Annotated in this window: 23 protein-coding genes and 1 pseudogene; 10 read left to right on the top strand and 14 right to left on the bottom strand. The window is 72.5% G+C overall.

What is annotated here, in order from left to right:
- Nucleotides 1-86: 86 nt before the first annotated feature.
- Together ACSDG8_RS09665 and ACSDG8_RS09670 are read left to right on the top strand one after the other, a co-directional pair.
- Nucleotides 87-1298 (top strand): DUF349 domain-containing protein, encoded by a 1212-nt coding sequence (locus ACSDG8_RS09665; protein WP_210893125.1) that lies wholly within the window; start codon nucleotides 87-89, stop codon nucleotides 1296-1298.
- A 331-nt stretch (nucleotides 1299-1629) separates the two neighbouring features.
- Complete coding sequence (locus ACSDG8_RS09670) at nucleotides 1630-3252, top strand: cellulase family glycosylhydrolase (protein WP_210942864.1); 1623 nt, start codon at nucleotides 1630-1632, stop codon at nucleotides 3250-3252.
- 99 nt (nucleotides 3253-3351) lie between these two features.
- Here ACSDG8_RS09670 and miaB read toward each other — a convergent pair whose 3' ends face one another.
- Nucleotides 3352-4851 (bottom strand): tRNA (N6-isopentenyl adenosine(37)-C2)-methylthiotransferase MiaB, encoded by a 1500-nt coding sequence (gene miaB, locus ACSDG8_RS09675; protein ID WP_210893128.1) that lies wholly within the window; start codon nucleotides 4849-4851, stop codon nucleotides 3352-3354.
- A gap of 52 nt (nucleotides 4852-4903) precedes the next feature.
- On the opposite strand from miaB, the gene ACSDG8_RS09680 reads away from it, so the two are divergent.
- Entirely contained in the window at nucleotides 4904-5131 is a 228-nt protein-coding gene (locus ACSDG8_RS09680; RefSeq protein ID WP_210942863.1) for a DUF2277 family protein, read from the top strand.
- 79 nt (nucleotides 5132-5210) lie between these two features.
- Here the strand turns inward: ACSDG8_RS09680 and ACSDG8_RS09685 are convergent, their stop codons facing one another.
- Nucleotides 5211-5690: a hypothetical protein gene (locus tag ACSDG8_RS09685; protein WP_210893130.1), complete on the bottom strand. Its 480-nt coding sequence runs from the start codon at nucleotides 5688-5690 to the stop codon at nucleotides 5211-5213.
- A 214-nt stretch (nucleotides 5691-5904) separates the two neighbouring features.
- Nucleotides 5905-6894 carry a selenide, water dikinase SelD gene (selD, locus tag ACSDG8_RS09690; protein ID WP_210942862.1) on the bottom strand — a complete coding sequence of 330 codons (990 nt, stop codon included), beginning with the start codon at nucleotides 6892-6894 and terminating at the stop codon, nucleotides 5905-5907.
- Nucleotides 6895-7092: 198 nt separating this feature from the next.
- On the opposite strand from selD, the gene ACSDG8_RS09695 reads away from it, so the two are divergent.
- Genes ACSDG8_RS09695 through ACSDG8_RS09710 form a run of 4 tightly spaced genes read left to right on the top strand, consistent with a single transcriptional unit; the run spans nucleotide 7093 to nucleotide 10485 of the window.
- A complete protein-coding gene (locus ACSDG8_RS09695; RefSeq protein ID WP_307856199.1) occupies nucleotides 7093-7848 on the top strand; it encodes an amino acid ABC transporter ATP-binding protein in 756 nt (251 codons plus the stop codon).
- 52 nt (nucleotides 7849-7900) lie between these two features.
- On the top strand, nucleotides 7901-8779 hold the full coding sequence (locus ACSDG8_RS09700; RefSeq protein WP_210893135.1) for a glutamate ABC transporter substrate-binding protein: 879 nt from the start codon (nucleotides 7901-7903) through the stop codon (nucleotides 8777-8779).
- A 36-nt stretch (nucleotides 8780-8815) separates the two neighbouring features.
- Nucleotides 8816-9523 (top strand): amino acid ABC transporter permease, encoded by a 708-nt coding sequence (locus tag ACSDG8_RS09705; RefSeq protein ID WP_210893137.1) that lies wholly within the window; start codon nucleotides 8816-8818, stop codon nucleotides 9521-9523.
- Nucleotides 9520-10485 carry an amino acid ABC transporter permease gene (locus tag ACSDG8_RS09710; RefSeq protein ID WP_210893139.1) on the top strand — a complete coding sequence of 322 codons (966 nt, stop codon included), beginning with the start codon at nucleotides 9520-9522 and terminating at the stop codon, nucleotides 10483-10485. Before ACSDG8_RS09705 ends, ACSDG8_RS09710 begins: the two co-directional genes overlap by 4 nt.
- Nucleotides 10486-10542: 57 nt before the next feature.
- Here the strand turns inward: ACSDG8_RS09710 and rny are convergent, their stop codons facing one another.
- The 8 genes and pseudogenes from rny to ACSDG8_RS09750 all read right to left on the bottom strand — a co-directional run bounded on the left by rny (nucleotide 10543) and on the right by ACSDG8_RS09750 (nucleotide 18997).
- Nucleotides 10543-12309, bottom strand: a complete 1767-nt coding sequence (gene rny, locus ACSDG8_RS09715) for a ribonuclease Y (protein ID WP_210893141.1) — start codon at nucleotides 12307-12309, stop codon at nucleotides 10543-10545.
- A 729-nt stretch (nucleotides 12310-13038) separates the two neighbouring features.
- The gene (locus ACSDG8_RS09720) at nucleotides 13039-13737 is read right to left on the bottom strand and encodes a 3-keto-5-aminohexanoate cleavage protein (protein WP_439427819.1); all 699 of its coding nucleotides are present in this window, start codon (nucleotides 13735-13737) and stop codon (nucleotides 13039-13041) included.
- A 59-nt stretch (nucleotides 13738-13796) separates the two neighbouring features.
- Nucleotides 13797-14489, bottom strand: coding sequence for a regulatory protein RecX (locus ACSDG8_RS09725; RefSeq protein WP_210893145.1), 693 nt, complete (start codon nucleotides 14487-14489; stop codon nucleotides 13797-13799).
- An 11-nt stretch (nucleotides 14490-14500) separates the two neighbouring features.
- Nucleotides 14501-15550, bottom strand: a complete 1050-nt coding sequence (gene recA / locus ACSDG8_RS09730) for a recombinase RecA (RefSeq protein ID WP_210893147.1) — start codon at nucleotides 15548-15550, stop codon at nucleotides 14501-14503.
- Nucleotides 15551-15735: 185 nt separating this feature from the next.
- Nucleotides 15736-15936 carry a DUF3046 domain-containing protein gene (locus ACSDG8_RS09735; RefSeq protein ID WP_030504158.1) on the bottom strand — a complete coding sequence of 67 codons (201 nt, stop codon included), beginning with the start codon at nucleotides 15934-15936 and terminating at the stop codon, nucleotides 15736-15738.
- Nucleotides 15927-17239 (bottom strand): annotated as a pseudogene (locus ACSDG8_RS09740) (MFS transporter). Before ACSDG8_RS09740 ends, ACSDG8_RS09735 begins: the two are co-directional and overlap by 10 nt.
- A gap of 67 nt (nucleotides 17240-17306) precedes the next feature.
- Nucleotides 17307-18449 (bottom strand): acyl-CoA dehydrogenase family protein, encoded by a 1143-nt coding sequence (locus ACSDG8_RS09745; RefSeq protein WP_439427820.1) that lies wholly within the window; start codon nucleotides 18447-18449, stop codon nucleotides 17307-17309.
- A gap of 20 nt (nucleotides 18450-18469) precedes the next feature.
- Complete coding sequence (locus tag ACSDG8_RS09750; protein WP_439427821.1) at nucleotides 18470-18997, bottom strand: hypothetical protein; 528 nt, start codon at nucleotides 18995-18997, stop codon at nucleotides 18470-18472.
- Between the two features lie 83 nt (nucleotides 18998-19080).
- Between ACSDG8_RS09750 and ACSDG8_RS09755 the strand changes: the two genes are divergently transcribed.
- Nucleotides 19081-19737, top strand: a complete 657-nt coding sequence (locus ACSDG8_RS09755; protein ID WP_439427822.1) for a 4a-hydroxytetrahydrobiopterin dehydratase — start codon at nucleotides 19081-19083, stop codon at nucleotides 19735-19737.
- Between the two features lies 1 nt (nucleotide 19738).
- On the opposite strand, the gene ACSDG8_RS09760 is transcribed toward ACSDG8_RS09755, so the two are convergent.
- On the bottom strand, nucleotides 19739-20437 hold the full coding sequence (locus tag ACSDG8_RS09760) for a UdgX family uracil-DNA binding protein (protein ID WP_439427823.1): 699 nt from the start codon (nucleotides 20435-20437) through the stop codon (nucleotides 19739-19741).
- A 79-nt stretch (nucleotides 20438-20516) separates the two neighbouring features.
- Complete coding sequence (locus ACSDG8_RS09765; RefSeq protein WP_439427824.1) at nucleotides 20517-21854, bottom strand: aminotransferase class I/II-fold pyridoxal phosphate-dependent enzyme; 1338 nt, start codon at nucleotides 21852-21854, stop codon at nucleotides 20517-20519.
- A gap of 38 nt (nucleotides 21855-21892) precedes the next feature.
- Between ACSDG8_RS09765 and ACSDG8_RS09770 the strand changes: the two genes are divergently transcribed.
- Nucleotides 21893-23140: a bifunctional pyridoxamine 5'-phosphate oxidase family protein/GNAT family N-acetyltransferase gene (locus ACSDG8_RS09770; RefSeq protein WP_439427825.1), complete on the top strand. Its 1248-nt coding sequence runs from the start codon at nucleotides 21893-21895 to the stop codon at nucleotides 23138-23140.
- Nucleotides 23137-23799 carry a leucine efflux protein LeuE gene (gene leuE / locus ACSDG8_RS09775; RefSeq protein WP_439427826.1) on the top strand — a complete coding sequence of 221 codons (663 nt, stop codon included), beginning with the start codon at nucleotides 23137-23139 and terminating at the stop codon, nucleotides 23797-23799. The genes ACSDG8_RS09770 and leuE overlap by 4 nt, the downstream gene beginning before the upstream one ends.
- A gap of 63 nt (nucleotides 23800-23862) precedes the next feature.
- Here the strand turns inward: leuE and ACSDG8_RS09780 are convergent, their stop codons facing one another.
- A complete protein-coding gene (locus tag ACSDG8_RS09780; RefSeq protein WP_439427827.1) occupies nucleotides 23863-24792 on the bottom strand; it encodes a sporulation protein in 930 nt (309 codons plus the stop codon).
- Between the last annotated feature and the right edge of the window lie 148 nt (nucleotides 24793-24940).

Here is a 24940-nt window from a genome sequence, read left to right on the forward strand (position 1 = left end):
TGACAATGCCGGGAGAAAGTTTGCTGCGCCGTGGCGGCGATTCGAGGGGACTGTCCCCTCGACGCCGGGAGAACGAGGATGGGCACATGAGCGACTGGACTGCCTTCGGACGGGTGGACGAGGACGGCACCGTCTACGTCAAGACGGCCGAGGGCGAGCGGGTGGTCGGATCCTGGCAGGCGGGCGCACCGGAGGAAGGGCTCGCCCATTTCGCCCGGCGCTACGCCGATCTGGTGACCGAGGTCGACCTGACCGAGGCCCGGCTCAACTCGGGCGCGGCTGATGCCGGCCACTCCCTGACCACGATCCGGCGGATCCGCGGTTCGCTGGCCGAGGCGCACGTGGTCGGTGACCTCGACGCGCTGGCCGCCCGGCTGGACAAGCTCGCCGTCGTCGCCGAGGAGAAGGCCGGCGAGGCCAAGGCGGCCCGCGAGGCCGCCCGCGGTGAGGCGCTGGCGCGCAAGACCGCCCTGGTCGAGGAGGCCGAGAAGCTGGCCGCCGAGTCGACCGGCTGGAAGACCGCCGGGGACCGGCTCAAGGAGATCCTCGACGAGTGGAAGACCATCCGCGGCGTCGACAAGAAGACCGACGGTGAGCTGTGGAAGCGGTTCGCGGCCGCCCGGGACGGCTTCACCCGCCGCCGGGGCGCCCACTTCGCCTCCCTCGACCAGCAGCGCAAGCAGGCGCAGACGGTCAAGGAGGAGCTGGTCGCCGAGGCGGAGAAGCTCAAGGACTCCACCGACTGGGGCGTCACCGCCGGTCAGCTCAAGGACCTGATGGCCCAGTGGAAGGCCGCGCCGCGCGCCGCCAAGGAGGCCGAGCAGAAGCTCTGGGAACGGTTCCGGGCCGCGCAGGACGAGTTCTTCAGCCGGCGCAGCGAGGTCTTCTCGGCGCGCGACAACGAGCAGCGCGCCAACCTGGAGCGCAAGCAGGCGCTGCTGGCCGAGGCCGAGGCGCTCGACGTCGACGCCGACCCGAAGGGCGCGCAGGCGAAGCTGCGGGAGATCCAGGCGCAGTGGCACGAGGCCGGCCGGGTGCCCCGCGAGGCCGCCTCCGGGCTGGAGCGCCGGCTGCGGGCCGTGGACGACAAGGTCCGCGAGGTGATGGACTCGGCGTGGCGGCGTACCTCCAAGGAGGACAACCCGCTGCTGGCGCAGATGCGCGCCCAGGTCGCCGAGGCCGAGGACCGGCTGGCCCGCGCCCAGGCCGCCGGTGACACCCGCCGGATCAAGGAGGCCGAGCAGGCGCTCGCGTCGAAGCGGCAGTTCCTCCAGCTCGCCGAGCAGGCCGCCGGCTGACGGAAGCGCCCCGGCCGGCAGGCCGGCGGACAGACACGCCACAGGTGAGCCCCCGGCCGGAGCGGCCGGGGGCTCACCTGCGTCCGGGCCGGGTTGACGCATCGAGGCAGGCTGATCAGAATGAGCGGCGGAGCCAGGTTCAGGCACCGGGACGAGGGCACCGACGGCTGATCTCGCCGTCGACGGTCGCCGGTGTGACATCTCGCGGGTGGCCGTCCACACGACACGGCCCGGCGCGCGCTGCGCGCGTACTCGATGACGAGCGGGACGTGCCTCCTGGTCCTGCCGCCCGCGGCGCCTGCGCGGCGCGGGCATCCGAAGTGGAGCTTCCATGCACCGACGCACCGCCCTCGGCGGCGCCCTGACGGCGCTAGCCACCGCAGCGGCCGGCGTTCTCGTCGCCGCCGCCGTCTCCACCGCACCTGCAGCCGCGGCCGCCGGTGGCACCGGCACCGGTTACCTGCACACCAGCGGCAACAAGATCGTCGACAGCACGGGCACGACCGTCCGGCTGACCGGCATCAACTGGTTCGGCATGGAGACCGACAACAAGACGTTCCACGGCCTGTGGTCGAGCAACCCGTGGCGTTCGCAGCTCGACACCATGGCCCGGCTCGGCTACAACACGCTGCGCATCCCGTACTCGAACGACGCGCTCAAGGCCGGCGCGACCGCGACCGGCATCAACGACTTCGTCAACCCGGACCTGATCGGGCTCTCCCCGCTGCAGGTCCTCGACAAGGTCATCGACTACGCGGGCAGCAAGGGGATGCGGGTCATCCTGGACCGGCACCGGCCGACGTCGGCCGGTCAGTCGCCGCTCTGGTACACCTCGACGGTCTCCGAGGCGACCTGGATCAACGACTGGAAGATGCTGGCCCAGCGGTACGCCGGCAACACCACTGTGATCGGCGCGGACCTGCACAACGAGCCGCACGCCGAGGGCACCAACCCGGCCGCCACCGGCGCCTGCTGGGGCTGCGGCGACACCGCCCGGGACTGGCGGCTGGCCGCCGAGCGGGCCGGCAACGCGATCCTCGGCGTGCAGCCGAACTGGCTGATCTTCGTGGAGGGGGTGAGCTGCCCGAGCGGCGGCCTGTCGAACGTCTGGGACAACGACCCCAGCAACGACGAGGACTGCGGCTGGTGGGGCGGCAACCTGTCCAAGGCCGGGCAGTTCCCGGTCCGGCTGAACGTGGCGAACCGGCTGGTCTACTCGCCGCACGAGTACGCCACGTCGGTCTACCGGCAGGCCTGGTTCGACGACCCGACCTACCCGGCGAACATGCCGGCCATCTGGGACAAGTACTGGGGCTACCTCTACAAGCAGAACATCGCGCCGATCATGATGGGCGAGTTCGGCACCACGCTCCAGGACCCCAAGGACAAGATCTGGCTCCAGAACCTGATGGCGTACACCGGCACCGGCGTGAACGGGATGTCGTTCACGTACTGGTCGTGGAACCCGAACTCCGGTGACACCGGCGGCATCGCCAACGACGACTGGACCACGATCAACCAGCCGAAGCAGGACATCCTCACGCCGTACCTGATCCCGCCGACCGGCGGTGGCGGCACCACCAGCCCGTCCCCCACCGGCACCCCGAACACGTCACCGGCGCCGACCACCCCGCCGCCGCCCGTCACCGGTGGCTGCACCGCCACCTACAAGCAGATCAACTCCTGGTCGGGTGGCTTCCAGGGTGAGTTGACCGTGAAGAACACCGGCACCGCCGCGGTGAACCCGTGGTCGGCCACCTGGACCTGGCCGTCCGGGGTGACGCTCGCCAGCGGCTGGAACGCCACCGTCACGCAGTCCGGCACCACTGTGACGGCTGCCGCACCGGGCTGGGCGTCGTCGCTGGCGGCGGGCGCGTCGGTCACCGTCGGCTTCACCGCCAACGGCACCGCTGCCGCCCCCGCCACGGTCAAGCTCAACGGCACCGCTTGCTGACCGTGTAAGGAAGGGCCCCTTATTAACGCCTGCGGTAGAGGAAGGGCCCCCTTTTAACACTGAGTGTTAAAAGGGGGCCCTTCCTTACGCGGGGGGGGGTCAGTGGGCGGCGCAGCCGCCGGTGGGGGCCGGTGACGGAGCTGGTGCGCCGATCGTCGGCAGTCCGAGCAGCACCCCGGGCGTACGCGGGACCTGTCCCGCCTCGGCCGCGTCACCGGCCCGGGTACGCCGGTGGGCCAGCGGCGCGCCGTCGGCGTTCAGGTGGTGCGGGGCGGCGTACGTGACAGTGGTGTGCACGATGTCGCCGGGGCGGATCTGCCCGGCCAGCTCACCGGTGGCGAAGTGCACGAGGCGCCCGTCGCGGGCCCGCCCGGACATCCGGCCGGTGCGCTCGTCCTTGCGGCCCTCGCCGACTGCCACCAGCACCTCGACGGTCTCCCCGACCAGCTTCTTGTTCTCCGCCCAGGTGATCTCCTCGACGCAGGCGATCAGCCGCTCGTAACGCTCCTGCACGACCTGCTTGGGAAGCTGCCCGTCCATCGTGGCGGCCGGGGTGCCGGGGCGCTTGGAGTACTGGAACGTGAACGCCGAGGAGAACCGCGCCTCCCGGACCACGTCGAGCGTGCGGGCGAAGTCCGCCTCGGTCTCGCCGGGGAAGCCGACGATGATGTCGGTGGTGATCGCCGCGTCCGGCATCGCCGCCCGGACCTTGGAGATGATCCCCAGGTAACGCTCCGACCGGTACGAGCGGCGCATCGCCCGCAGCACGTCGTCCGAGCCGGACTGCAACGGCATGTGCAGCGAGTGGCAGACGTTGGGCGTCTCCGCCATCGCCGCGATCACGTCGTCGGTGAAGTCCTTCGGGTGCGGGCTGGTGAATCGCACCCGCTCCAGCCCGTCGATGTCGCCGCAGGCGCGCAGCAGCTTGCCGAACGCGTACCGGTCGCCGAACTCGACGCCGTACGAGTTGACGTTCTGCCCGAGCAGCGTCACCTCTAGCACGCCGGCGTCGGCGAGCGCGCGCACCTCGGCGAGGACGTCGCCGGGGCGGCGGTCCTTCTCCTTGCCGCGCAGGGAGGGCACGATGCAGAACGTGCAGGTGTTGTTGCAGCCGACGGAGATCGAGACCCATCCGGCGTACGTCGACTCGCGCCGGGTCGGCAGCGTGGAGGGGAACACCTCCAGCGACTCCAGGATCTCCACCTCGGCCGCGGCGTTGTGCCGTGCCCGGTCCAGCAGCGCCGGCAGCGCGCCGATGTTGTGCGTGCCGAAGACGACGTCCACCCAGGGCGCCTTGCGGACGATGTCGCCGCGGTCCTTCTGGGCCAGGCAGCCGCCGACGGCGATCTGCATCCCGGGGTGCTTCGCCTTCACGGGGCGCAGATGACCCAGGTTGCCGTAGAGCCGGTTGTCGGCGTTCTCCCGGACCGCGCAGGTGTTGAACACCACCACGTCGGGCTGATCGTCGGCCTCGGCTGCGCGCACGTAACCGGCGTCCTCGAGGAGGCCGGAGATGCGCTCGGAGTCGTGCACGTTCATCTGGCAGCCGTACGTACGCACCTGGTAGGTGCGCGGGCTGCCCGCGGCTGCGGTAGTCATGACCCGGACAGCGTATCCGGGTGGAGCTGGTCGGACCGAACGAGGAGGAGCCATGTGCCGGAGCATCAAGACCCTGCGTGAGCCGTACGTCCCGGTGGTGACCGAGGAGGACATCCGCGCCGCCGCGTTGCAGTACGTCCGGAAGATCTCCGGATTCCGTGCCCCGGCGGCGCACAACGCCGCCGCGTTCGACGCCGCGGTGGACGCCGTGGCCGCCGCCACCGCGACGCTGCTCGACCAGCTCGTGGTGCGGGGCCAGCAGCCGGCGACCCGGGACTGAGCCCGGGGCCACCACGGCTCGCCGCCGGTCGGGGACACGGCGGCGAGCGCCGGTCACCGCCGCCCGCCGGCGCTCGCGGTCAGGCGGCGGCGAGCGCCGGGGCGACCGTGTCGGGGGCCCAGCGGGAGCGGTGGCACTGCGACCAGCCCCGGCAGCGCGGGTCGGCCTGCGTGCAGAGCCGGTGGTGGCTGAGCACCTCGCCGTCGTCGGTGTCGGCCACGTCGAAGTGCACCGGGCGGATCGTGCCGTCCGGGGCGACCAGCAGGTGCCGGCCGGCGTCGAGCGTGTCGTCACGCATCAGGCAGTTGCGGCCCAGCAGCCGGGCCAGCGCCGCGATGGCGGGCAGCTCGGCCAGGCTCTCGGGCACGCCGTAACAGTCCACCACGGTGCGGTACAGCCCGGGCGCCTCCCACACGTCGCAGACCACCGCGTACGCGGGAAGCCGGGCCGGGTCGGCCACCGCCAGGGGCATCACCACCCGGCCGAGCGCCTCGGCCAGTGCCGGGTAGACCTCCACCGGCTCGACGCCGTCGATTCTCCAGTTCCACAGCTCGGTCATGCCGCCTCCTCGCTGCGCTCGTTCCACCGGCCTCCGGATCGGGCCTTACTGACGATGGTGGAGGGCATTTGCCCTCAGCCGGGCGCAAGTTACCGGTCTGTGACCATTCCGGGCAAAATTCCCTCGGGCGACGTTGCCCGGAGTAGCTGGAAGATGACAGTTTATCGGGTACGGTGCCGCGGCGACCGCCCGGCCGCGCCGTGAAATCGAGAACTCAGCGGACCCGGATCAGGTGGTCCGAGGCCGGCAGCAACTCACCGATGACGATCCCGCCCGGCACCTCGCCGGCGACCAGCAGCCCGCCCGAGGTCTGCGCGTCGGCCAGCAGCAGCCGCTCCCCCTCGTCCGCGCCGCCGAAGTCGGTCCACGGGTTGACCCACTCCAGGTTGCGCCGGGTGCCACCGCTGACGTACCCGTCGCGCAGCGCCTCCCGCGCGCCCGGCAGGTACGGCACCGCCGCCGCGTCGATCGCCACCGTGAGGCGGCTCGCGCGGGCCAGCTTCGAGGCGTGCCCGAGCAGGCCGAAGCCGGTGACGTCGGTGCCGCAGCGGATGCCGGCGGCCACCGCCGCGAGGGCCGCGTCCCGGTTGAGCCGGGCCATCGACTCGACCGCCTCGGGGAAGCGCTGGCCGGTCTGCTTGTGCCGGGTGTTGAGCACGCCCACGCCGAGCGGCTTGGTCAGCGACAGCGGCAGTCCGGCCCGCCCCGCGTCCAGCGTGATCAGCTCCTCGGGCCGGACCACGCCGGTGACCGCGAGGCCGTACTTCGGGCTGTCGTCGTCCACGCTGTGCCCGCCGGCCAGGTGGCAGTTCGCCTCCCGGGCCACGTCCAGACCGCCGCGCAGCACCTCACGGGCCATCTCCGGCGGCAGCACCCCGCGCGGCCAGCAGAGCAGGTTAAGCGCGACGAGCGGGGTGCCGCCCATCGCGTACACGTCGGAGAGCGCGTTGGCGGCGGCGATGCGGCCCCAGTCGTAGGCGTCGTCGACCACCGGGGTGAAGAAGTCGGCGGTGCTCACCAGGCCCGTACGCTCGTCCAGCCGGACCACCGCGGCGTCGTCGCCGTTCTCCAGCCCGACCAGCAGGTCGGCGGAGCCGCCGGTGGCGCCGAGGCCGGCCACCATCGCCTCCAGCTCGCCCGGAGGGATCTTGCAGGCGCAGCCGCCACCACGGGCGTAGTCGGTCAGCCGGATCGCGTCGGTCACCGCCTCATGATCTCTGGCCAGCGCCTTCAGCGCCACTCGGCCCACCCGGTCGGCGATAAAATTCGGACGTGCCGGTATGCAGGTGACCGGTGTTACCGCTCCGTGACCATCTGAGTTGCGTTCTGCCACATCACCCCGCCTACAGTTGCCCAACCGGGGGTCGCTCGACCCCCAATTCCGGCATGGACGACAGGGACGGTGGACGACGTGACGACGGGCGACCCGCTGATCGTGCTCGACGGGGTCAACAAGTGGTTCGGGCCGCTGCACGTGCTCGACGACGTGTCCCTCTCCGTCGGCCGGGGCGAGGTGGTCGTGGTGATCGGCCCGTCCGGCTCCGGCAAGTCGACGCTGTGCCGCACGATCAACCGCCTGGAGCCCATCGACAAGGGGACCATCACGTTCGACGGGCAGCCGCTGCCGGCCGAGGGCAAGCCCCTGGCCAAGCTGCGCAGCGAGGTCGGCATGGTCTTCCAGTCGTTCAACCTCTTCGCCCACAAGACGATCCTGGAGAACGTCACGCTGGGGCCGGTCAAGGTACGCAGGGAGAAGCCGGCCGCCGCCCGCGAGCGCGGCCTGGCCCTGCTCGACCGCGTCGGCATCGCCAACCAGGCGGGCAAGTACCCGGCGCAGCTCTCCGGCGGCCAGCAGCAGCGGGCGGCGATCGCCCGCGCGCTGGCCATGCAGCCCAAGGCGATGCTGTTCGACGAGCCGACCAGCGCCCTGGACCCGGAGATGGTCGGCGAGGTGCTGGACGTGATGACGTCGCTGGCGAGCGAGGGCATGACCATGGTCGTGGTCACCCACGAGATGGGCTTCGCCCGGCACGCCGCCAACCGGGTCGTCTTCATGGCCGACGGGCAGTTGGTCGAGGACGCGCCGCCGGCCGAGTTCTTCGCGAACCCGCGCAGCGAGCGGGCCAGGGACTTCCTCTCCAAGATCCTCACTCACTGAGCGTCCGTAGTTGGAGTCGTCCCGGCGGCTCCGTCGAAGAAGGAGATTGAGTATGCGTTACAAGCGCGTGGCGGCGGTTGCCGCGGCGGCGACTCTGGCGCTCGGCCTGTCCGCCTGTGGGGGCGACAGCGACGACGAGGGCACCGGCGCCGGCAGCAAGGAGTTCGCGGCCGGCAGCACCATGGAGCGGCTGAACAAGGCCCAGAAGATCAAGGTCGGCACCAAGTTCGACCAGCCGGGCTTCGGCCAGAAGGGCCTGTCGGGCAAGCCGGAGGGCTTCGACGTCGAGGTCGCGAAGCTGATCGTGAAGGAACTCGGCATCCCCGAGGACAAGATCGAGTACGTCGAGACGCCGTCGAAGGTCCGCGAGGACGTCATCGTGAACGGCACCGTCGACCTGGTCGCGGCCACCTACACGATCAACGACAAGCGCAAGGAGCGCATCGCCTTCGCCGGGCCGTACTACGAGGCCGGCCAGAACATCATGGTCCGCAAGGACGAGGCGGCCATCACCGGCCCCGACTCGTTCAAGGACGGCACCAAGAAGGTCTGCTCGGTCACCGGCTCCACCCCGGCCGAGGAGATCAAGAAGTACGTCAAGGACGTCGGCACGCAGCTGGTGCTCTTCGACACCTACGACAAGTGCCGCGACGCCCTGAAGGGCAAGCAGGTCGACGCCGTCACCACCGACAACGTGATCCTGCTCGGCTACATCGCCAAGGACGAGGCGTCCTTCAAGATGGCCGGCGACAACTTCACCAAGGAGCCGTACGGCATCGGTGTCAAGAAGGAGGACACCGACTTCCGTAACTTCATCAACGACACGCTCGACAAGGCCTTCCAGGACGGCAGCTGGAAGAAGGCGTGGGACGACACCGCCGGCAAGTTCGGCGCCACCCTGGGCGACCCGCCCGCCGTCAACCGCTACTGATCCGCTAGATCCGGAGGGTGGGGAGGACACCGACCCGTGAATGTGCTCATCGACAAGTTCGACGTCTTCGCGGGCGGGTTCTGGCTCACCCTCCAGATCTGCGTTCTCGCCGCGATCGGCGCCCTGATCCTGGGCGCCGTCGTGGCGGTGCTGCGGATCTCGCCGGTGCCACCGCTGCGCGCGGTCGGCACCACGTACGTGAACGTCTTCCGCAACCTGCCGCTGACGGTGGTGCTGTTCTTCGCGGCGTTCGGCCTGCCGGCGCTGGGCTCCAACGCGGACTTCCTACGGATCCCGGGCCTGGAATCGATCTTCAGCCGGCTCGGTACCGATCTGCCCTACTTCCGCTTCGGCCTGATCGCCCTGGTCCTCTACACCGCCGCGTTCGTCTGCGAGGCCCTGCGGTCCGGCGTGAACGCGGTGCCGGCCGGGCAGGCCGAGGCGGCGCGTTCGCTGGGCCTCACCTTCGGCCAGAACCTACGGCACGTCGTGCTCCCGCAGTCCTGGAAGGCCTCGGTGGTGCCGCTCGGCTCGGTCATCATCGCGATGATCAAGAACTCCGCGCTCGTCGGCTTCTTCGGCGTGGTCGGTGACCTCTCGCAGACCGCGGACCAGCTCACCTCCGCCGGCGGCTACCCGTTCATCCCGGTGGCGATCGGCATCTCCGTCGGATACCTGATCATGACGGTACCGCTCGGCGCCCTGCTGGACCGGATCGAGAAGCGACAGGCGGTGGCCCGATGAGCCAGCAGAGCGTCCTCTACGACATCCCGGGGCCACGCCAGCGGCGCGTCACGCTCATCAGCAGCCTGATCGCCGTCGTGGTGGTGCTGGCCGGCGCCTACCTGTTCATCTATCGACCGCTGGCCGACAAGGGCCAGCTCTCGATGGAGCTGTGGGGTCCGCTGGTCGACCCCTCGAACGAGAACTTCCCGCTCGTCTGGGACCGGATCGGATACGGCCTCAAGAACACCCTGATCGCCGCCGCGCTGGCCATCGTCTCGTCGCTCGTCGTCGGCACCCTGCTGGCCGTCCTGCGGATCCAGCTCAAGAGCCTGACCCGGCGGCGCTTCACCGGAGCCGCCGCACCGGTGGCGTACCTGCTGCGCGGACTGAGCTGGGTGCTGGCCGCCGTGACCCGGGTCTGCGTCGAGGTGTTCCGTGGCCTGCCGGTCGTCATCACCATCTTCTTCGTGGCGCGCGGCTTCCCCGAGTTCGGCGCCTCGTTCGACAACCTCTGGTACCTCGTCATCGGTCTGACCATCTACAACTCCGTGGTCATCGCCGAGATCCTGCGCTCGGGCATGGAGGGCCTGCCCGGCGGGCAGGCCGAGGCGGCCTCCGCGATCGGGCTCTCCCCGTTCCAGACCACCGGGTTGATCCTGCTGCCGCAGGCGTTCCGGATCATGCTGCCGGCGCTGATCAGCCAGCTCGTGGTGGTGCTCAAGGACACCTCGCTGGGCTTCATCATCAGCTACGAGGAGACGCTCAACATCGGCAAGCAGATCATCGGCGTCCTGGGCAACCCGATCCAGGTGTACGTGGTGATCGCCGTGCTGTTCATCGCCATCAACTACTCGCTGTCGAAGCTGGCCCAGTACGTCCAGCGCCGGCTCTCCCAGGGCCGCAAGAGCGCCGGCACCCCGGCGCCGACGCCGCCGCCGGCCGCGCTGGCCTCCCAGGCCGAGGGCGCGGGCGGCATCTGACCGCGACACAACGAAAAGGGCTGGCCGTCCACGGCCAGCCCTTTTCGTTTCCCGGTCTCAGCGGGCGATCTCGGTGACCCGGGACTCGCGCACCACAGTCACCCGGATCTGACCCGGATAGGTCAGCTCCTCCTCGATCTGCTTGGCCACGTCCCGCGCCAGTACCGCCGCGCCGATGTCGTCCACGTCGTCCGGCTTGACCATCACCCGGATCTCCCGGCCCGCCTGCATGGCGAAGACCTTCTCCACGCCCAGCTTGCCGGCCGCGATCTCCTCGATCCGCTCCAGCCGCTTCACGTACGCCTCAAGGCTCTCCCGCCGCGCGCCGGGCCGCCCGCCCGAGCAGGCGTCCGACGCCTGGGTCAGCACCGCCTCGATGGTCTGCGGCGGCACCTCGTTGTGGTGCGCCTCGATGGCGTGCACCACGTCCTCGCTCTCGCCGTACTTGCGGGCCACGTCCGCGCCGATGATCGCGTGGCTGCCCTCCACCTCGTGGGTGAGCGCCTTGCCGATGTCGTGCAGGAACGCGCACCGCTTGATCGTCGGCACGTCCAGCCGCAGCTCCGCGGCCATGACGCCGGCGATGTGCGCGGTCTCCACCAGGTGCTTGAGCACGTTCTGCCCGTACGAGGTGCGGTAGCGCAACCGGCCCAGCAGCGTCACCAGCTCCGGGTGGATCTCGGTGATGCCGACCTCGACCAGCGCGTCCTCGGCGGCGCGGAGGCACAGTTCCTCCACCTCCTGCCGGGCCAGGTCGTAGACCTCCTCGATCCGGTGCGGGTGGATCCGGCCGTCCAGCACCAGCTTCTCCAGCGTGACCCGGCCGACCTCCCGGCGTACCGGGTCGAAGCAGGACAGCAGCACCGCCTCGGGGGTGTCGTCGATGATCAGGTTGACGCCGGTGACCGACTCGAAGGCGCGGATGTTGCGCCCCTCCCGGCCGATGATGCGTCCCTTCATCTCGTCGCCGGGCAGGTGCAGCACGCTGACCACGCTCTCCGCGGTCTGCTCGCTGGCGACCCGCTGGATGGCGTCCACCACGATGTTGCGGGCGCGCTGCTCGGCGCTGCCCCGGGCGTCCGCCTCGATCTCCCGGACCAGCAGCGCGGCCTCCCGCTTGGCCTGTCCCTCGATCGACTCGACCAGCTCGGAGCGGGCCGCGTCGGCGGTCAGTCCGGCAACCCGCTCCAGCTCCCGGCGGCGCTGCTCCTCCACCTCGGTCAGCGTCCGCTCCCGCTCGGACAGCGCGGCCTCCCGGGCGGCGAGCGCCGCGGTGGCGGCGGTGAGCTGCCGCTCCCGCTCGGCCAGCCGCTCCACCTCCTCGGTGTGCAGCCGTTCCCGCTCGTCCATCCGGGCGGCGCGCCGCTCCACCTCGGCCGCCTGCTCCCGGGTGGTGGCGGCCAGCACCGCCACTTCCCGCTCGCCGCTGCGCCGCGCGGTGGCGCGCAGTTGCTCGGCGTCCGCCTCGGCCTGCTTGTGCGCGCGCTCCAGCACGGTGTCCGCCTCGGCGCGGGCGTCGTCGAGCACCCGCCGCGCCTCGGCCCGGGCCGCCTTCGCCTCGGCCTTGGCGGCGGCCGCCTCGGCTCGCGCCGCCGCGGCCGCGGACTTCGCCACGTCGATGGTGCTGTTCGCCTCGCTCGCGGCGGTACGCAGCGCCGCGAGGGACTGTTCCTGCCGGTCCTTCTCCGCGATGAAGGCCGGGTCCTCCGGCGCGGGCGCCAGGCTGAGCCGCTTGAGGGTACGCACGCCGAACAGCACGGCGCCGACCACCACCACGACCAGCAGCAGCACCACCACGAGGAGGACGATGTCGAAGGCGCTCATCGAGCCGCTCCGCACCGGTAAGCGGACACGCCGTCCCGCCGTGCTCCGCCGGCCGGGCGGCCGGTGCCGCCCTCCAGGGAAGGACTCGGACCGTGTGGCAGACCGCCGGTGAACCTGTGCCGCCCAGCCATGGCCGCCTCCCCCTGAACGTCGGCGCCGCAGGGCACGCGCGAAGGACGCGCGCCTGCGGCTCTGTACGCCCGACCGGAGCGGCTGGTTCTGGGCAGCTTTCCGTCGGCGGTGTCCCGCGAGGGGCACCGCTGGCGACCGGTTGCAGTTGTCGGCCACTCCGGAGGCTCCGGAGCACCCGTCAAGGGCCGGTGTAGCTGGCCAAAGTGATGCTGTTCTGTTACGAGATCTATGTTGTGCGCTTAGCCTGCGCTGGTCGGGCAAAGTGAGCCTGTATGGCGAGGCTAGGTCGCGAGGGGCCGTTCGGTCAAGAAGTCATGATCAAACCACCCGGACGGAGAGAAGTTGCGGCGTCACTCATTGGTGATCAGATGCCGGACAGGCCCGGACAAACCTCGCCCTCCGGCGCCGCTCCCCGGCACTCCCGGCCTGCTCAGGCCCCCTCCACCACCGCACCGCACGCCGCGGCGGCTCCCGATCCCCATGAACCGACCCATGATCGACTCCATTTCGCCGAGGTGGCGGCATCCCGGCGCTTTTGACCACACCACCTCCCCGATCTGCAGTGGATCAATCCGCCCCACCCGCCGGAGGGGTGGGTCAGGCGAGGGCGCGGGCGGCGGTCACCAGCGCGACGTTGTCGGGGGCCGGGGCACCGTCGGGCAGCAGCAGCGTGTCCTCCAGGCCGATCCGGGTGTGCAGACCCCGCCGGACCGCCTCGGCGTACACCGGCCAGGTAGCCGGCCCTTCGCCGTGCAGCAGCACCGGCGGGCACCCGGCCGGCAGCGCGGCGAGGATCGCCTCCGCGTCGGCGAGCGCCGTCTCGACCTGCTCGGCCATGCACTCGACGAGGACCCGCCCGGTGGGCGCGGACCAGCGGCGCCAGGCGTCCACCGCCGCCAGGGTCCACAGGCCGGCCTCGACCATCACGCCGCGCTCGTGCAACGCGGCGGCGACCTGGGCCGCCCCGGGTTCGTGGGCGTTGACCGAGGCGAAGTCGGGCAGCACCGTCCAGGCGCGGACGGCGGCGACCCGCTCGGCCGGGTCGGGGACGATCCAGGCGCCGGTGCTCACGCCGACCGGCAGGCCGGGACGGGCGGCCCGGACGGCGGTGACCGCCGCGGCGATCACCGCCGGGTCGAGCGACTCCGCACCGGTGTCGTCGCGCGGGTGCACGTGCACCGCCGCCACCCCGGCGGCCACGCAGCGGACCGCGTCCGCGGCCAACTCGGCCGGGGTGAGCGGCACGGCGGCGTGCTCGTCGCGCCGCCGTGCGCCGTTGAGACACGCCTTCAGCACCGGTGTGCGCCTCTCCTCGGGACGGCGGCCGCGACGAGGGCGGCCGGTCAGCCGGTCGGTCAGTCGGGCCGGCGGGAGTCGAGATCGTTCTCGGCGTCGGCCATCGCGTCGGCGTCGATGTGCTCGGCGAACTCGGCCGCCTCGGCGCTCTGCGCGGCCAGCGCGTCCTTCACCGCCCGGATCGCCACCCCGGCCGGATAGCCCTTGCGCGCCAGCATGCCCACCAGACGCCGGAACACCGCGTCCGGCTCACCCCGGGTGCTGCGCAGCTTGCGCTCCACCAGGGCGCGGGCGGTCTCCGCCTCGGTCTCCTCGTCCAGCCCCTCCAGGGCGGCGCCGGCCACCTCGCCGTCGACGCCGCGCTGGCGCAGCTCGTTGGCGAGCGCCCGGCGGGCCAGCCCACGGCCGTTGTGCCGGCTGCTCACCCAGGCACGGGCGAAGGCGGCGTCGTCGACGATGCCCACCTCGTCGTAGCGGTCGAGAACCTGCTCGGCGATCTCCTCGGAGATGCCGCGCCGGGCCAGCGCGCCGGCCAGCTCGGCGCGGGTGCGGGGGCGTACCGCGAGCTGCCGCAGGCAGATCTCCCGGGCCAGCTCGGCCTCGTCGCGCGGCGGAGCCGGAGCCTCCCCTGCATCGGACTCCGCCGCGCGATCGCGGCGACCCCGGCGGGGCCGGGGCGTACCGGTGGCGTCGCCCGTACGGGGTGGGCCGGCATCCCAGCCCCGTCCCGTACGGGCGCGTCGTCCTGCCACAGGTCAGCGGATCAGAAGTCGACCGGCGGCAGCTCCGGGCCACCGGCGGCGTCGCCCGTACCACCGGTGCCGACGCCGAGCTTCTCCAGGATCTTCTTCTCGATCTCGGCCGCCACGTCCGGGTTCTCGCGGAGGAACTCGCGGGCCTTCTCCTTGCCCTGGCCGAGCTGGTCGCCGTCGTAGGTGTACCAGGCGCCGGACTTACGGATGATCGCCTGCTCCACGCCGACGTCGATCAGCGAGCCCTCACGGGAGATGCCCTTGCCGTACATGATGTCGAACTCGGCCTGCTTGAACGGCGCGGCGACCTTGTTCTTCACGACCTTGACCCGGGTGCGGTTACCGACCACGTCGGTGCCGTCCTTGAGGCTCTCGATGCGGCGCACGTCGAGCCGGACCGAGGCGTAGAACTTCAGCGCGCGGCCACCGGTGGTGGTCTCCGGGCTGCCGAACATCACGCCGATCTTCTCGCGGAGCTGGTTGATGAAGATCGCTGTGGTGCCGGTGTTGTTGAGCACGCCGGTGATCTTCCGCAGCGCCTGGCTCATCAGCCGGGCCTGCAGACCGACGTGGCTGTCACCCATCTCGCCCTCGATCTCGGCGCGCGGCACCAGGGCCGCCACCGAGTCGATCACGATGATGTCGATAGCGCCGGAGCGGACCAGCATGTCCGCGATCTCCAGCGCCTGCTCGCCGGTGTCCGGCTGGGAGACCAGCAGGGCGTCGGTGTCGACGCCGAGGGCCCGCGCGTACTCCGGGTCGAGCGCGTGCTCGGCGTCGATGAACGCGGCGATGCCGCCGGCGCGCTGGGCGTTCGCCACCGCGTGCAGCGCGACGGTGGTCTTACCGCTGGACTCCGGACCGTAGATCTCGACCACCCGGCCGCGGGGCAGACCGCCCACGCCGAGCGCCACGTCGAGCGCGATGGAGCCGGTCGGGATGACGGCCGTCTGCACGACGGGCCGCTCCCCCAGGCGCATCACCGAACCCTTGCCGAACTGCTTGTCGATCTGAGCGAGAGCAAGGTCGAGCGCCTTCTCCCGGTCAGGCCCTGCTGCCATCGTTGCCACCCCTGCCTTCGCCGGCGTCTTTCCTGAGCTTCGCGTCACGCGGGACACGCTAGGCGCTGGGTCCGACAGAAAACCAGCCGACGGGCCGTGAGCTGTGGACGAGCACCCCGCTGTGGACAATAGCCGAACAGATGTACGACTGGGCAAGCGACACGCGGGATCGATGAAAAGGCTGCTCAGCGTAGTCGGGCGGGCACCCGGTCGGGATACGCGGCGACCACGGCGCGCCACACCACGTGCGTTTGCTCACCGGCCGCGAGCGCCTGCTCGATGGTCCGCCCGCCGAGCTGGGACAGCACCTGGTCCCTGGCGATGCTGGCCGCGTAGCCGGGCCCGAACGCCTCCTCCAGCCGCGTCCAGAAGTCGGTCAGCCGCACGTGTTCAGTCCTCCTCGTCGAGTGGTTCCGCGCCGGCAGGGCGCAGCGCCAGCGCCACCAGCGGCACCACGGCGATCGCCGCCAGCAGGGTGAGCGTCGGGTACCCGACGGCCCGCATGACGAACCCGCTCGCCGCCGCCGCGCCCGCCCCGGCCAGCCCCATGAGCAGGTCGGACAGGCCCTGCACGCCGGGCCGGTCGGCGGTGGGCACCGACTCCGACAGCAACGTCGAGCCCGCCACCATCGTGCCCGACCAGCCCAGCCCGAGCAGCGTCAGCCCCACCGACAGCAGCGGCGTGTGGTGCCCGGCGGTGCCGGAGACCGCGCACGCGGCCAGCAGCAGCGCCACCCCGCCGAGGATCACCGGCCGCCGGCCGAACCGGTCGGTGAGCCACCCCACCACCGGCGACAGCGCGTACATGCCGGCGATGTGCAGGCTGAGCACCAGGCCGACCACGGGCAGCACGTCCTCGTCGGAGTGCCACTCGCCGAGGTGCACCGGCGTCATCGACATGACAGCGACCATCACCAGGTGCCCCACCGCGACAGCGGCGATGCCGAGGCGGGCGGCCGGCCGCCCGCGTACCGTGCGCCACGCGGCGACCATGCCACCGCGGCGGGTGACCGCCGGCGCGGCGCCCGGCGCCGGCTCGGCCGCCGCCAGCCGGCGCGCGGTGAGCAGCGGGTCCGGCCGCAGCAGGACCAGGAGTACGGCGGCGGTCAGCGTGAACGCGACGGCGCTGAACGCGAACGGGCCGGCCAGCGCCGGCAGGCCCCAGCCCCGGGTGGTCTCGTCGGCGAGCGCGGCGAAGTTCGGCGCGGCCACCGCGCCGATGGTGGTGGCCCAGACGACCAGCGAGAGCTGCCGCCCCCGGCGCTGCGGTTCGGCCAGGTCCACGGCCGTGTAGCGCGCCTGGAGGTTGGCCGCCGTGCCGCCGCCGAACAGCAGCATGCCGACGAAGAGCAGCGGCACCAGGCGCGTCACTGTGGCGACCACGACCAGCACGCCGCCGACCGCCCCGACCAGGTACGCGAGGACCAGCCCCGGTCGCCGGCCACGGGCGGTCATGAGCCGGGTGACGGGGATGGCGAGCAGCGCGGCGCCGACCACCCCGGCGCTCTGCGCCAGCCCGGCCAGGGCGGTGCCGGCCACCCGGGCGGCGAGCAGCGCGCCGACCGAGATGCCGATGGTGACGCCGATGCCGCCGATGATCTGGGTGAGGAACAGCAGCCGGACGGTACGCCGCTGGATGCCGGCGACGTCAGGCCGGGGCGGGGCCGGCGCGGTCAGGTCGGTGGCCATGCGCGCTCCTGGTGGGACGGGTGCCCCATCCTCCCGCACCCGGCCCTCCGGCCGGCACCCGGTTTCGCTACAGGCCGAGACCCCGGCCGATGATCTCCTTCATGATCTCGGTGGTGCCGCCGTAGATGGTCTGCACCCGGCTGTCCAGCCACGCCTTCGCCACCGGGTACTCCGCCATGAAGCCGTAGCCGCCGTGCAGCTGCACGCACCGGTCGGCCACCTTGGTCTGCAACTCGGTGGTCCACCACTTGGCCTTCGCCGCGTCGGTCACCGACAGGCGGCCCGCGTTGAACTCGGCGATGCAGTGGTTGACGAACGTCCGCGCGATGGTGACCTCGGTGTCCAGCTCGGCCAGCAGGAACCGGTTGTGCTGGAACCGGCCGATCGGCCGGCCGAACGCCTCACGGGAGCGGGCGTACTCGATGGTGAGCGCGAGCAGCTTCTCGCAGGCCGCCACCGCGGCCACGGCGATGCTCAGCCGCTCCCGGGGCAGGTTGGCCATCAGGTGGTAGAAGCCGTGGTTCTCGGTGCCGATCAGGTTCTCCGCCGGCACCCGGCAGTCGTCGAAGAACAGTTCGGCGGTGTCGTTGGCCTTGAGGCCCACCTTCGCCAGGCGGCGGCCCCGGCTGAAGCCCGGCGTGCCGCTCTCCACCACGACCAGGCTCACCCCGTGCGCGCCCTGGTCCGGCGCGGTCTTGACCACCACGACCACCAGGTCGGCCATCTCACCGTTGGTGATGAACGTCTTCTGCCCGTTGAGGACCAGGCTGCCGCCGTCGCGGACCGCGCTGGTGCGGATGCCGGCCAGGTCGCTGCCCGCGCCCGGCTCGCTCATCGCGATCGCGGTGACCAGGTCGCCGGAGCAGAAGCCCGGCAACCACCGCTTGCGCTGGTCGTCGGTGGTCAGCTCGGTCAGGTACGGCGCGACCACGTCGTTGTGCAGCCCGAACCCGAGGCCGGAGCACCCGGACGCGACGATCTCCTCGTCGAGCACCGCGTTGAAGCGGAAGTCGCGCTGCCCGCCGCCGCCGTACTCGGGGTCGACGTCGGGGCCGAGCAGCCCGGCCGCGCCGGCGGCCCGCCACACCTGCCGGTCGACGATCCCGTCGGCCTCCCAGCGCTCGTGGTGCGGCACCGCCTCCCGGGTCAGGAACCGGCGGCACAGGTCGCGGAACTCGTCGTGGACGGGCTCGTAGAGATGCTGCTCCATGGCGGCAAGTCTGGCACCGCTCACCCGCCCTGGACAGAGGCGAGCGCCGCTCGCAGCCGCCGTTCCCGGCGGCCGGTGCGTACGGCGTCGGCCAGCACCGCGACCAGCACGATCCCGAACCCGACGGCGGCGACCTCCGACCCGACGCCGAGCGCGAGCACGATCAGCGCGCCGAGCAGCAGGACGCCACCGGCCGCCCCGAACAGCGCTCCCCGCCGTACCGCCGGAAGGCTGTCCGCCACCGCCGCGCGCCCCGCCTCGTCGGCGGGCGGCTCGCCCCGGCGCAGCGCGGTCTCGGCGACCGCCCAGGCGGCGACGCGGTCCGCCTCGGCGGGGCGCGGCTTACCGAATCGGCTCAGCGCGAAGTAGAACCCGAACCCCCAGATCACCGCGTTCAGACCGGCCTCGACCACCGCGGCCGGCACGGACCCGTCCCGCTCCCAGAGCCGGATGGGCAGCCAGAGGAGGCCGGCGAGCAGCATCGAGATCACGTACGGGCCGGGTACGCCGTAGCGGAACAACGACACCTGAGGTCGGGGGTCGGCCATGCCCGGATCGTATCCCTGCGTGTCGATCCGTGTTCGCCCTGTGGACGGTGGCGGACGGACGGCAGGCAGGCCAGGATGGCCGGATGAGCACACTCACGGGGAAACAGGTCGCCGAGGCCGGGCTGGACGGGTGGACGTACCTGCTGGGGGCGTTGCAGACGCGCATCCGTACCCCCGATTTCGCGGCCGGGCTGGCGTTGGTGGCCGCTGTGGGCGCGGAGGCCGAGCGGGTCGATCATCATCCCGATCTGGACCTGCGCTACACCCACGTGGACGTGCGGCTGTGGTCGCACGACGCGGGCGGGGTGACGCAGCGCGACCTGCGGTTGGCCCGGTTCATCTCGGGGCTGGCCGCCGAGGCCGGGCTGACCCTGTCGGCGGCCGGGCTGGCCCGCCTGGAACTCGCGCTGGACACTCCGGAGCACGCCGCGGTGCTGCCGTTCTGGCGCGCGGTCCTGGCGTGGGGCGCGCCGCTCGGCCCGGGCCCGGACGCCGACGAGGTACGCGACCCGGACGGCGGGCTGCCCACGGTCTGGTTCCAGCGCTCCGGCCGGGAGGAGCCACGGCAGCGGTGGCACCCGGACGTGTGGGTGGACCCGGCCGAGGTGGAGGCACGGATCGCGGCGGCGCTGGCGGCGGGCGGCACGCTGGTCAGCGACGCGGAGGCGCCGAGCTTCTGGGTGCTCGCCGACCCGGACGGCAACCGGGTGTGCCTGTGCACCTGGCAGCAGCGCTCCTGAGTCAGCGCAGCGCCTTGGCGGCCACTTTCAGGTCGGCGACCAGGCCCTCGTACGCGACGTCCTGGTTGTCGGCGCGCAGCACCGCGGACGGGTGGATGGTGGCCAGCAGCCGGGCCGCCGGGGCGTCAGCCACAGCGCCGGACCGGTCCACCGGCACCTGTTCGAAGTCCTCCGGGTGCTGCGCGGCGGCCGGCCAGGGCAGCAGCTCACCGCGCTGCTTCGTCACCCGGAAGCTCGGGCCGAGCAGCGCCTTGGCGGCGGTGGCGCCGAGCACCACCACGATCTCCGGGCGCAGCCGGGCGAACTCGGCGACCAGCCAGGGCCGGCAGGCGGTGACGTGCACCCGGTCGGGGGTCTGGTGGATGCGCCGCTTGCCGCGCAGCTCGAAGCGGAAGTGCTTCACGGCGTTGGTCAGGTAGATCTGGGCCGGGTCGAGCGCCGCGTCGTCGACGGCCTTGCGCAGCAGCCGTCCGGCCGGGCCGACGAACGGCAGTCCCTTCTGGTCCTCGATGTCGCCGGGCTGCTCGCCGACGAAGACCACGCGGGCGTGCTCGTCACCGCGGCCGAAGACGGTCTGGGTGGCGTCGCGGTACAGCTCGCAGCCCCGGCAGCCGGTCGCGGCGGCGCGCAGCTCGTCGATAGTGTCCGCCGACGGCGGGATGAACTCCTGCGCTCCGGGTGCGCTCTCGGTCTCGGCCATGCCGATCGTTCTACCCCGTCCGGCGGCGCGCACGCGAGCGGCCCGCCGCTCGGCCGAAGGCGTTAAGAGGGGGCCCTTCCTATACCGAATGCGTTAACAGGGGGCCCTTCCTTCCGGCCGTGAGGGCGTCGGCGAGCGCGGGGATGTCGGCTTCGTCCAGCGCGCTGACCGAGACGCGCACCGCGGGGTCGGCGGCGATGCGGTAGAGCCGGCCGGGCGCCACCGACCACCCGGCGTCGCGCAGCGTCGTGACCGCCACAGTCTCGTCGGGCACCGGCACCCAGACGTTGATCCCGGTACGCCCGTACGCGGCCACCCCGCGCGCGGCCAGCGCCTCGACCAGCCCGTCGCGCCGCCTGTCGTAGCTGTCCGCCGCGCGCCGCACCAGCTCCGCCGTGGCCGGGTCTCGCCAGAGCGACACGACCAGCCGTTGCAGCACTGTGGACACCCAGCCGGCGCCGACCCGCGCCCGGCCGGCCACCCGGGCCACAGTGGCCTCGTCGCCGGCCAGCACCGCGAGCCGCAGATCGGGCCCGTAGGGCTTGCTCACCGACCGGACGAAGGCCCACGCCGGTGTCGCCCCGGCGAGCGGACGCAGGGGTACGCGGGCCAGTTCGGCGGCGTGGTCGTCCTCGATCAGCAGCAGGTCGGCCCGGCCGTCCAGCAGCGTCCGCAGCGCGTCGGCCCGGTCGGCGGAGACGGCCGCGCCGGTCGGGTTCTGGGCCCGGCTGGTCACCACGAGCGCCCGGACCCCGGCGGCCAGCGCCACCCGGACGCCACCCACTGTGGGGCCGTCGTCGTCCACCGGCACCCCGACGGCACGCAGCCCGAGCGCGGCGATCAGGTCGAGCAGGTTGGCCCAGCCCGGGTCCTCCACCGCCACCGCGTCGCCGGGGCGCAGGTGGGCGGCGAGCAGCCGTTCGATGCCGTCGAGCGCGCCGCCGGTGACTGTGAGCTCCCCGTCCGGCACGCCGTCCACGGCGAGCCGCTCCCGGGCCAGGGCGGCCAGGTCGGGCAGCGTCGCGTCGGTCGCGTACCCGCCGGGGGTTCCGATCTCGGCGGCGAGCGCGGCCAGGTGCGGCCCGAGTGGGGGCAGCAGCCGGGGGTCGGGTTGGCCGGCGGAGACGTCGCGGCCGCCGGCCAGCGGCGGGGGCAGCAGCGCGGCGCGGCGGGCGGCCACCGGCGGGCGGGGGCGGACCCGGGTGCCGTGCCGGCCGGCGGTCGCGACTAGGCCGCGTTGCCGCAGTTCCTGGTACGCCTTCGCGACGGTGGCCGGGCTGACGCCGAGTTTGGCGGCGAGCGCCCGGACGGCGGGCAGGGCGTCGCCCGGGGCGAGGTCACCGCTGCGGATGCCCGATTCGACGCTCGCCGAAATCGCGGCCGACGTGGACCCACTGACCTGATAACGTGCTGCCACAGTTTGGCGATTGTACTAGAACAAAGGTGGGATGTCACATGTACCCTCCGACCCCCCGCACCACCGCCACCCGCGCCCGCGACCGGATGCACTACGACGCGGCCACCGCGCACGCGCTGCTCGACGAGGCGTACCACTGCGCGCTGTCGTTCACAGTGGACGGCGAGCCGCGCGTCCTGCCGACCCTGCACGTGCGCGTCGGCAGCACGCTCTACCTGCACGGCTCCACCGGCAGCCGGCCGCTGCTCGCCGCCCGGGGCGAGGCCGGGCTGCCGGTCTGCGTCGCCGTCACCCACCTCGACGGGCTGATCTACGCGCGGTCGCAGTTCCACCACAGCGCCAACTACCGCTCCGTGGTGGCGCACGGCACCGCCCGGCTGGTCGAGGACGCCGACGAGAAGGCGGCGGTGCTGACCGCGCTGATCGAGAAGGTGGCCGCCGGCCGGTCCGCCGAGAGCCGCCCGCCGAACCGGCGCGAACTGGCCGAGACGGCGGTGCTGGCGCTGCCGCTGCGCGAGGTGTCGGTACGGGTGCGCACCGGCGGCGTCAACGACGAGCCGGCCGACGAGGCGCTGCCGTACTGGGCCGGGGTGGTGCCGCTGCGGCTCACGCCGGGCCGCCCCGAACCCGCCCCCGGCGTCGTCGCGCCGGTGCCGGCGTACCTGCGCCCGGCCCGCTCCCCGTGGCACGAGCCGGCGGTGCTGCGCGGCGAGCACGTCGTGCTGGAGCCGCTCGACCTCGCCCACGCCGACGAGCTGTACGCCGCCACCGACGACCCGCAGGTGTGGCAGCACCTGGGCGGTACGCAGCCCGCCGACGCCGACGAGATGCGCCAGGTGATCACCGGCTACCTGGACGCGCAGGAGCGCGGCGAGCAGGTGTGCTGGGCGCAGCGCTGCGCCACCACCGGCGCGGTCATCGGCACGACCTCGTTCTACGAGATCGACCCGGTCCGCCGGTCGCTGGCGATCGGCTACACCTGGCTGGGCCGCCCCTGGTGGCGTACCGGCGTCAACACCGAGGCGAAGCTGCTCCTGCTCGGCCGGGCCTTCGACGAGCTGGACGCGGTGCGCGTGGTCTGGCACACCGATATCCGCAACGAACGCTCGCAGCGGGCCATCGAACGGCTCGGCGCGAGCCGCGAGGGCGTGCTGCGGCAGCACAAGCAGCGCGCCGACGGCTCCTGGCGGGACACCGTGCAGTACTCGATGCTCACGCAGGAGTGGCCGAGCGCACAGGCCAGCCTGCGGGAACGTCTTCGCGCGGCGGCCACCGTGGCGTCATGATGTCCGGCGTGCTGGGGATCACCGACATCTGGACGTACGTGCTGGGCACCGTGGCGATCGTGCTGCTGCCCGGCCCGAACTCGCTCTTCGTGCTCGCCACCGCTGCCCGCCGGGGAGTGGCCACCGGTTACCGGGCCGCGTCCGGGGTGTTCGTCGGCGACACGGTGCTGATGGTCCTCTCCGCCGCCGGGGTGGCCTCGCTGCTCCAGGCGTACCCGCCGCTCTACCTGGTGATCAAGTACGCCGGCGCGGCGTACCTCGGATGGTTGGGGCTGACCATGCTGCGCGGCGCGTGGCGGCGCTGGCGCGACCGCAACGACCCGGCCACGCCGCGCCTGATCGACGAGGTCGAGCCGGCCGGGCCGCAGGAGCCGTTCCGGCGGGCGCTGGTGATCAGCCTGCTCAACCCGAAGGCGATCCTGTTCTTCGTCTCGTTCTTCATCCAGTTCGTCGACCCCGGGTACGCCTGGCCGGCGCTGTCGTTCCTGCTGCTCGGGCTGATCGCGCAGGTCGCCAGCGCGCTCTACCTGACCGCGCTGATCTTCACCGGCACGTTCCTGGCCGCACAGTTCCGGCAGCGCCGTCGGCTGGCCGCGAGCGGGACCACGGCGGTGGCGGTGCTGTTCCTCGGCTTCAGCCTGAAGCTCGCCGCCGGCTGACTGGTGTAAGGAAGGGCCCCTTCTTAACGCCTCCGGTAGAGCAGGGGCCCCTTCTTAACAAGATCACGTCCCGTCGCCGCCCCCGCCACCGCCGCCGATGCCCGCGCCGCCGGCCGTGCCCCCGAGGCCGTAGCCGGGCGCGACCGGGCGGTCAGGGGGACGGCTGACGTGCGCCGACTCGCGGATCGTGGCCGACCAGTCGGCGTGCGCCGCCGCGGCGGCGTGCCTGTCGATGGCGTGCCGCAGCCACCCGTCCACAGTGGCCACCCAGTCGCGCTGGTCGGCCCCCGCGTGCCAGACCCGGAACCGGCTGATGCTCTGGTGGGTGATCCCGGCCAGGGACAGCCGCCGGTCCAGCCAGAACAGCACCTCCATGCCGGCCGAGTTGGTCAGCATGATCATTTCGAGTTCGGTCATCGGGCCGGCGTAGAGCGGCGCGGCCCAGAACCCGAACCACTGCTGGAACGGCAGCGTCTGCTCCACCCCCGGCAGGCGGCCCTGCCGCAGCCCCGCCTGCCGGATCGCGAAGCCCAGGGTGTCCAGCGCGGTGAGGAGGTGCTGCTGCGTGGGCAGCGGGTGGATCAGGACCGGCACCATCGCGCCCTGGTCGACGTCCGGGTCCACCGACACCTCGGTGCGCAACCCGGTCCGCAGGGTCAGCAACGGCACGCCGCCGTACGTGGTCACCGGCGCCTCCCACGGCAGCGGCACGGCGAAGTCGACAGCCCGCCGCCGCCCGGCCGGCACCACGAACCGCCCCGCGATCGGCCACTGGTGGTACTGCACCAGCCGGCGCGGCGCCTCCGGATCCTCCGGTTCGACCTGCGTGACCAGCCCGAGCCGGATGTGCCGGACCGGGACGTCCGAGTCACCGGCGGTAAGCGTCACCCGGCCCGGCAGGCGCAGGCCCGGCCGGGTGCTCGGATTGGGCAGGGTGGTGCTCACGGAGAGCCCGGTCCAGGCGGAGTCCCGCGACACCCCGGTCAACCGCATGCCGGGGCATTCCCGCTGCCCGCCGGTGCATGCGCCGCCGAAAGCGGACCCCGGCGGCCGCAACGGACGCCGGTCCCGCCGAAGCCCACACGGACGCGACGCGGGACCGCCGACGCAGGACCGCCGAAGCCGGCCTACCGGAAAAGAC

Origin of the sequence: Micromonospora sp. LA-10, from assembly GCF_051853095.1 — a bacterium.
Taxonomy (GTDB): domain Bacteria; phylum Actinomycetota; class Actinomycetes; order Mycobacteriales; family Micromonosporaceae; genus Micromonospora; species Micromonospora echinospora_A.

What these genes read in the sequence shown, in the direction of transcription:
- ACSDG8_RS09665 (WP_210893125.1), top strand. Translation starts at nt 87, where the DNA reads ATGAGCGACTGGACTGCCTTCGGACGGGTGGACGAGGACGGCACCGTC.
- ACSDG8_RS09670 (WP_210942864.1), top strand. Translation starts at nt 1,630, where the DNA reads ATGCACCGACGCACCGCCCTCGGCGGCGCCCTGACGGCGCTAGCCACC.
- miaB (WP_210893128.1), bottom strand. Translation starts at nt 4,851, where the DNA reads ATGACTACCGCAGCCGCGGGCAGCCCGCGCACCTACCAGGTGCGTACG.
- ACSDG8_RS09680 (WP_210942863.1), top strand. Translation starts at nt 4,904, where the DNA reads ATGTGCCGGAGCATCAAGACCCTGCGTGAGCCGTACGTCCCGGTGGTG.
- ACSDG8_RS09685 (WP_210893130.1), bottom strand. Translation starts at nt 5,690, where the DNA reads ATGACCGAGCTGTGGAACTGGAGAATCGACGGCGTCGAGCCGGTGGAG.
- ACSDG8_RS09700 (WP_210893135.1), top strand. Translation starts at nt 7,901, where the DNA reads ATGCGTTACAAGCGCGTGGCGGCGGTTGCCGCGGCGGCGACTCTGGCG.
- ACSDG8_RS09710 (WP_210893139.1), top strand. Translation starts at nt 9,520, where the DNA reads ATGAGCCAGCAGAGCGTCCTCTACGACATCCCGGGGCCACGCCAGCGG.
- rny (WP_210893141.1), bottom strand. Translation starts at nt 12,309, where the DNA reads ATGAGCGCCTTCGACATCGTCCTCCTCGTGGTGGTGCTGCTGCTGGTC.
- recA (WP_210893147.1), bottom strand. Translation starts at nt 15,550, where the DNA reads ATGGCAGCAGGGCCTGACCGGGAGAAGGCGCTCGACCTTGCTCTCGCT.
- ACSDG8_RS09745 (WP_439427820.1), bottom strand. Translation starts at nt 18,449, where the DNA reads ATGGAGCAGCATCTCTACGAGCCCGTCCACGACGAGTTCCGCGACCTG.
- ACSDG8_RS09750 (WP_439427821.1), bottom strand. Translation starts at nt 18,997, where the DNA reads ATGGCCGACCCCCGACCTCAGGTGTCGTTGTTCCGCTACGGCGTACCC.
- ACSDG8_RS09755 (WP_439427822.1), top strand. Translation starts at nt 19,081, where the DNA reads ATGAGCACACTCACGGGGAAACAGGTCGCCGAGGCCGGGCTGGACGGG.
- ACSDG8_RS09760 (WP_439427823.1), bottom strand. Translation starts at nt 20,437, where the DNA reads ATGGCCGAGACCGAGAGCGCACCCGGAGCGCAGGAGTTCATCCCGCCG.
- ACSDG8_RS09770 (WP_439427825.1), top strand. Translation starts at nt 21,893, where the DNA reads ATGTACCCTCCGACCCCCCGCACCACCGCCACCCGCGCCCGCGACCGG.
- leuE (WP_439427826.1), top strand. Translation starts at nt 23,137, where the DNA reads ATGATGTCCGGCGTGCTGGGGATCACCGACATCTGGACGTACGTGCTG.
- ACSDG8_RS09780 (WP_439427827.1), bottom strand. Translation starts at nt 24,792, where the DNA reads ATGCGGTTGACCGGGGTGTCGCGGGACTCCGCCTGGACCGGGCTCTCC.